This is a genomic window from Chroococcidiopsis sp., from assembly GCF_051657925.1.
Taxonomy (GTDB): Bacteria; Cyanobacteriota; Cyanobacteriia; order Cyanobacteriales; family Chroococcidiopsidaceae; genus Chroococcidiopsis.
In genome coordinates this window covers 1-4,673 of the sequence record NZ_JBOFLP010000286.1, presented here as the reverse complement: position 1 = coordinate 4,673, position 4,673 = coordinate 1, and the positions used below count along the sequence as shown (strand labels likewise).

Genomic DNA, 4,673 nt, shown 5'->3' with positions numbered 1-4,673 from the left:
CGGAAATGGTAGTTTTAATGTTACCGTAGCAATCGATCCACGCCACGAGATCGCTTGGTGGATCGGGAATCTGCTGCGGATCTAACTCGTCGCCTAACAAGCTCAGATCGCCAGAGGCGATCGCTGCTGCTGCTTGAGGGAATACGTCTCGCGATCGAAACTGAGAACCACCGCGAGATACCTTAACAATTTTTATAACTCGTGCGCTAGCCTTGATAAAAGACAGAGTATAACCTGCATTGACTCCCACAACTTTGACATTGTTGGGTAACAGTACGTACGTCAGTCCCTCGCCTTCATTGTCTTTTCTGGGTTGTGCATCATCTTGGCGCGGCGCACAATTATGATAAATTAGCCGTTCTGCTGTACCGGGATTTAGTCCGAGTTGAGCCACCCAAAAGCCAGTGGCTAGCGTGCTGAATGGTGGTACGGAAACCCAATGAATTTGAGCTGTTGATAACGACATCGATAGCCGTTGGGTAACTTCAGCAAAAGCTGGGTCGCCATTTCCATAATCTGCAATGAGGTTAATTTGCATAAGTTATTAGCATATGTAATTGGTCACAGCCTGCAAGATTCGTTCCGCTGCGTGTCCGTCTCCAAAAGGATTAATTGCTGTTGCCATTTTTTCATAAGCAGACGGGTTGCTCAACAACTCAGCCGCCGCCATCACAATTTCTTCTGTTTGGGTTCCAACCAATCTTGCTGTTCCAGCCGTCACTGCTTCGGGTCTTTCTGTCGTTTTGCGCAAGACCAAAACTGGTTTACCCAAACTCGGTGCTTCTTCTTGCAAACCACCAGAATCAGTTAAAAGCAAGTGCGATCGCTGGATCGCCCCTACTAATTCTCCATAATCTAGCGGATCTGTCAAGAAGACTCTGGGATGCTTGCCCAAAATCTTTTGTAGCGGTTCGCGCACGATGGGATTGCGGTGCAATGGCAACAATAAAGCTGTATCCTCAAACTTTTCTAGTATTTGCAAAAAACCTTGGGCAATTCCCTGAAGCGGTTCGCCCCAGTTTTCTCGCCGATGCACTGTAGTTAATAAAACTCTATATTTGTCCCACTCTAAACCATCGATCTGACAAGCTGGTTGCTGTTCTGCTACCGATAGCAATGCATCAATGACCGTGTTACCCGTTTGATGAATTTCTCCTAAAACGCCCGATCGTTGCAAATTCTCTACTGCTTGCGGCGTAGGGGCAAAGTGCAAATGCGCCAACTGAGAAATCAACCTGCGATTAGCTTCCTCTGGGTAGGGATTGAATATATTGTCTGTTCTCAGTCCCGCCTCTACATGTCCTACCGGAATTTTTTGATAGAATGCTGCCAAAGAAGCCGCAAAAGCCGTAGTCGTGTCCCCTTGAACTAAAACTAAGTCCGGCTGCTGTTCAAACAGGGTTTCTAATCCTCGTAGACTGCGACAAGTAATATCGCTAAGAGATTGTTGCATTTGCATAATTTCCAAATCTGCATCTGCCTTTAGGTTGAATAGTTGCATGACTTGGGCAACCATCTCGCGATGCTGTCCAGTTAAAACAACTTGGGTATCAAACTGAGGCGCGCGCTGAAACACCTGAATCACTGGTGCTAGCTTAATTGCTTCTGGGCGAGTTCCTAAGATAATGCAGACTTTTTTCATTGAGTTGGTTTTGTTAGTGGTTCATTGGTCAATGGTAATTGGTAATTGGTAATTGGTAATTGGTTGTTGGTGAAGAAAGGGTGTGGCTAGTGGCTAGCAGTAAATAGGGTGTGGGGTGTGGGGTGTGGGGTGTAGGGTGTGGAGATTGTAAATTTCTTTCTCCCTCAGCTCCCGATCGCTCCCTCAGCTCTCTTACTCTGCTCCCTGCTCCCTGCTCCCTTGTCTCCCTGATAACTGATAACTGATAACTGATAAATGAAAAAACCCAGCTGGTCACTGGGCAGATGCATTATTTGGATGAAATAAACTTAGCTTCCGCTAGAACTTTGGCTCCGTATCGCAGGTCAAAGGACAAGCTGCATAGACGGAAGTATCAATGTCATCTGCCTCGCCATGCAGCCAGCTCAACCATTTAACTTCATGTGGGTGAATTCCTTTCAAAGTCAACACGCTAGCTCCAATCAGCACTGCCAAAACGTTGAAACCAATTACACTTCCTGCTACTAATAAAACTGCACTTACTGGCATCACAGATTGCAGTACCATCGATAACAAGAAAGCTACTGTAGCCATCAAAACTACTAAAGGAAAGCCCACAACGAGCAAACAAACTGCTAATGTGAAACTCCAGATTAAAAAGCTTTTGAGTGTAAATAAAGAAGAAGATGTCCCTAAATTGGAGCTTTGAGTTAAAGCCATAGTTTCTCTCCAAAGTCAATGCAAAAATTCAGATTTGTAAAATTCTGTACGCGGAGTCGGAGCTAGTTAAGCTCTATTGAAAATTAGTATACAGATACCCATTGATAAGATGATCGGATAGTTATTAATCTTTACACTAGATAATTTGTGTTTATAAATCCGAACGGAAAAGCATATAAAAACTCTAGGTATATTAAAACATCTATCTTGAGATATATAGCTTCAAAGTCTCTTAGGTTCTAGCTTTCACAAAGATCGAGCGAGAGATCTTATGTGAAACAAGATCGCTAGCAAATGCAAAAAACGATCGCACCCTTGTTGACTTAACATTTCGTATAAATACAGCGGTGGTTTCTCATAATTCCTCCATGACTGATTAACCAAAAAGAAAGCGATCGCCCACCCTAATTCCTCATTTTGATAATCGTTAGATTAAAACTATCCTCAAAGCAAGTTCATGAATTTTTATAACTAGTGAATAGTGAGTCACAAGTGGCTAGTAGCCAGTGGCTGAATTCTTCATCTAGTGAATAGTCACCAGTCACTAGTCACTAGTCACTGAATAACTGATAACTGATTAGGGGAAAACTAAACGTGTAATCACACAGACTTGAGGCATATGACAGAACCCCAACGTCAGCCAAATTATCCACCTCCCGCACCCCGCGTTCCTCCCATACCACCACCACCGCAGCGAATGAATTCCAGTGGAGACACGGGAGTGGTGAGTTCGACGCAGCCAATTCAGCCGATACCCAGCACTCATGTAGCGGTGAATGCGCCGGAAGAACCGTTACCCTTACCATCTACAAGTCCTCGTCTCAACGTACCTAGACCAGCACCACCTAGCGCTGTCCGTCCTAGACAAAGTAAGACGAATAACGCACCTACATTAGAACAATTGGTACGAGAAGCATACGATCGCGGTATTTCCGACTTACATTTAGGAGTAGGTGAAGTACCGCGCTTTCGCGATCGCGGTCAAATTATTCTCACCGATCGTCCCCTGATCGACGAAGATACTTTTTTCAGTTGGCTGCGAGAAATTCTGAGCGATCGGCAAATCGAGCAATTCAAAGAAGATTTAGAATTCGACGGTGCAACCCAGTATGAAGGATTGGTGCGGGTGCGGATCAATATTTTTGTTGCTCTCAATGGTCCGGCAATGGTACTGCGGCTGATTCCATTAAAAATCTTAACAATGGAACAATTGAACTTGCCACAGGTATTCAGAGATCTATGCCACTACCACAAAGGATTAATTTTGGTGACGGGACCGACAGGTTCGGGTAAGTCTACTACGATGGCAGCGATGATCGACTTTATCAACAAGACTATGCCGAAGAATATCATTTCAATTGAAGATCCAGTTGAATTCGTGCATGTTAGTCAAAAGTCGTTGATCAAGCAACGAGAAGTAGGAATTCATACATTAAAATTCGATAACGCCCTCAAAGCATCCTTACGAGAAGACCCAGATATCATCCTGATTGGGGAAATGCGCGATCGCGAGACAGTAAACACAGCCCTCAAAGCAGCACAAACCGGACACTTAGTATTTGGTACGTTGCACACAAACAGCGCTGTAAAAACTATCGAACGGATCTTGAACCTTTACAATCCCGAAGAACAGGGACCCATGCGAATTCAGGTGGCTGAATCGCTCGTAGCAGTCATTGCTCAAAGCTTAGTTCGTACTACAGATAGCAAACGAGCAGCCGTACACGAAATTATGATTAATACAGATGCAATTAAGGATTACATTATACGTAATCAGGTTGAAGAAATAGAGGCAATTATTCCTCGCTGTGGCTTCGAGGGTATGTGTACCATGAATCAGTCTTTGTATCAGCTATATGAACAAGGACGAATCACGGAAGAAACAGCCCTAGAAGCCTCACCCAAACCCAATGAAATGGCTATGACCCTCAGAGGTCGAGTTTAAGAGATTGGGAGTCAGGAGCGATCGCTCCTGACTCCCAACTTCCGACTTGCGACTTGCGACTTTCCCCTTATCCCCTACCCCCGCTAAAATTGAGTCATTCCAAATCGCTCCAAGTATTTAAAGGCATCGCCCTGTTTACGCCGGGGGGGGATCTGATTTATTGTATCGACCGCTCTAAACAGCAGCGCTGGCATTTACAGTTATGCATGGAGCTACAACAAATACTAGGACTGCCAGAGCCACCCCACTTTCTCGTTCCTTGCTACACAGCAACGCTAGATTGTTGGTTAGATCCACAGACTCAGCACATCCAAACCTTTGCTGAAGCTTATCCATTAGTGATGCGCCATCAGGCATTACTCAATGCAGTTTTTGATGTCGGAGAAT

General features: G+C 44.7%; 5 protein-coding genes and 1 pseudogene. 2 read left to right on the top strand and 4 right to left on the bottom strand.

Going from position 1 to position 4,673, the window contains the following annotated elements; translation table 11 throughout:
- From ACRC32_RS23430 to ACRC32_RS23415, 4 genes are all read right to left on the bottom strand, one after another.
- On the bottom strand, positions 1-538 hold a 538-nt coding region (locus ACRC32_RS23430), incomplete at its 3' end, for a hypothetical protein (RefSeq protein WP_438556235.1).
- 6 nt (positions 539-544) lie between these two features.
- Positions 545-1,642 (bottom strand): non-hydrolyzing UDP-N-acetylglucosamine 2-epimerase, encoded by a 1,098-nt coding sequence (gene wecB, locus ACRC32_RS23425; RefSeq protein ID WP_438556234.1) that lies wholly within the window; start codon positions 1,640-1,642, stop codon positions 545-547.
- A 28-nt stretch (positions 1,643-1,670) separates the two neighbouring features.
- Positions 1,671-1,919, bottom strand: a complete 249-nt coding sequence (locus ACRC32_RS23420) for a hypothetical protein (protein ID WP_438556233.1) — start codon at positions 1,917-1,919, stop codon at positions 1,671-1,673.
- Positions 1,920-1,960: 41 nt separating this feature from the next.
- A complete protein-coding gene (locus ACRC32_RS23415) occupies positions 1,961-2,341 on the bottom strand; it encodes a hypothetical protein (RefSeq protein WP_438556232.1) in 381 nt (126 codons plus the stop codon).
- Positions 2,342-2,960: 619 nt separating this feature from the next.
- On the opposite strand from ACRC32_RS23415, the gene ACRC32_RS23410 reads away from it, so the two are divergent.
- Both ACRC32_RS23410 and ACRC32_RS23405 read left to right on the top strand, forming a co-directional pair.
- On the top strand, positions 2,961-4,286 hold the full coding sequence (locus tag ACRC32_RS23410; RefSeq protein WP_438556231.1) for a type IV pilus twitching motility protein PilT: 1,326 nt from the start codon (positions 2,961-2,963) through the stop codon (positions 4,284-4,286).
- An 89-nt stretch (positions 4,287-4,375) separates the two neighbouring features.
- A pseudogene (locus ACRC32_RS23405) lies at positions 4,376-4,673 on the top strand (circadian clock KaiB family protein); the annotation flags it as partial.

What these genes read in the sequence shown, in the direction of transcription:
- ACRC32_RS23415 (WP_438556232.1), bottom strand. Translation starts at nt 2,341, where the DNA reads ATGGCTTTAACTCAAAGCTCCAATTTAGGGACATCTTCTTCTTTATTT.
- wecB (WP_438556234.1), bottom strand. Translation starts at nt 1,642, where the DNA reads ATGAAAAAAGTCTGCATTATCTTAGGAACTCGCCCAGAAGCAATTAAG.
- ACRC32_RS23410 (WP_438556231.1), top strand. Translation starts at nt 2,961, where the DNA reads ATGACAGAACCCCAACGTCAGCCAAATTATCCACCTCCCGCACCCCGC.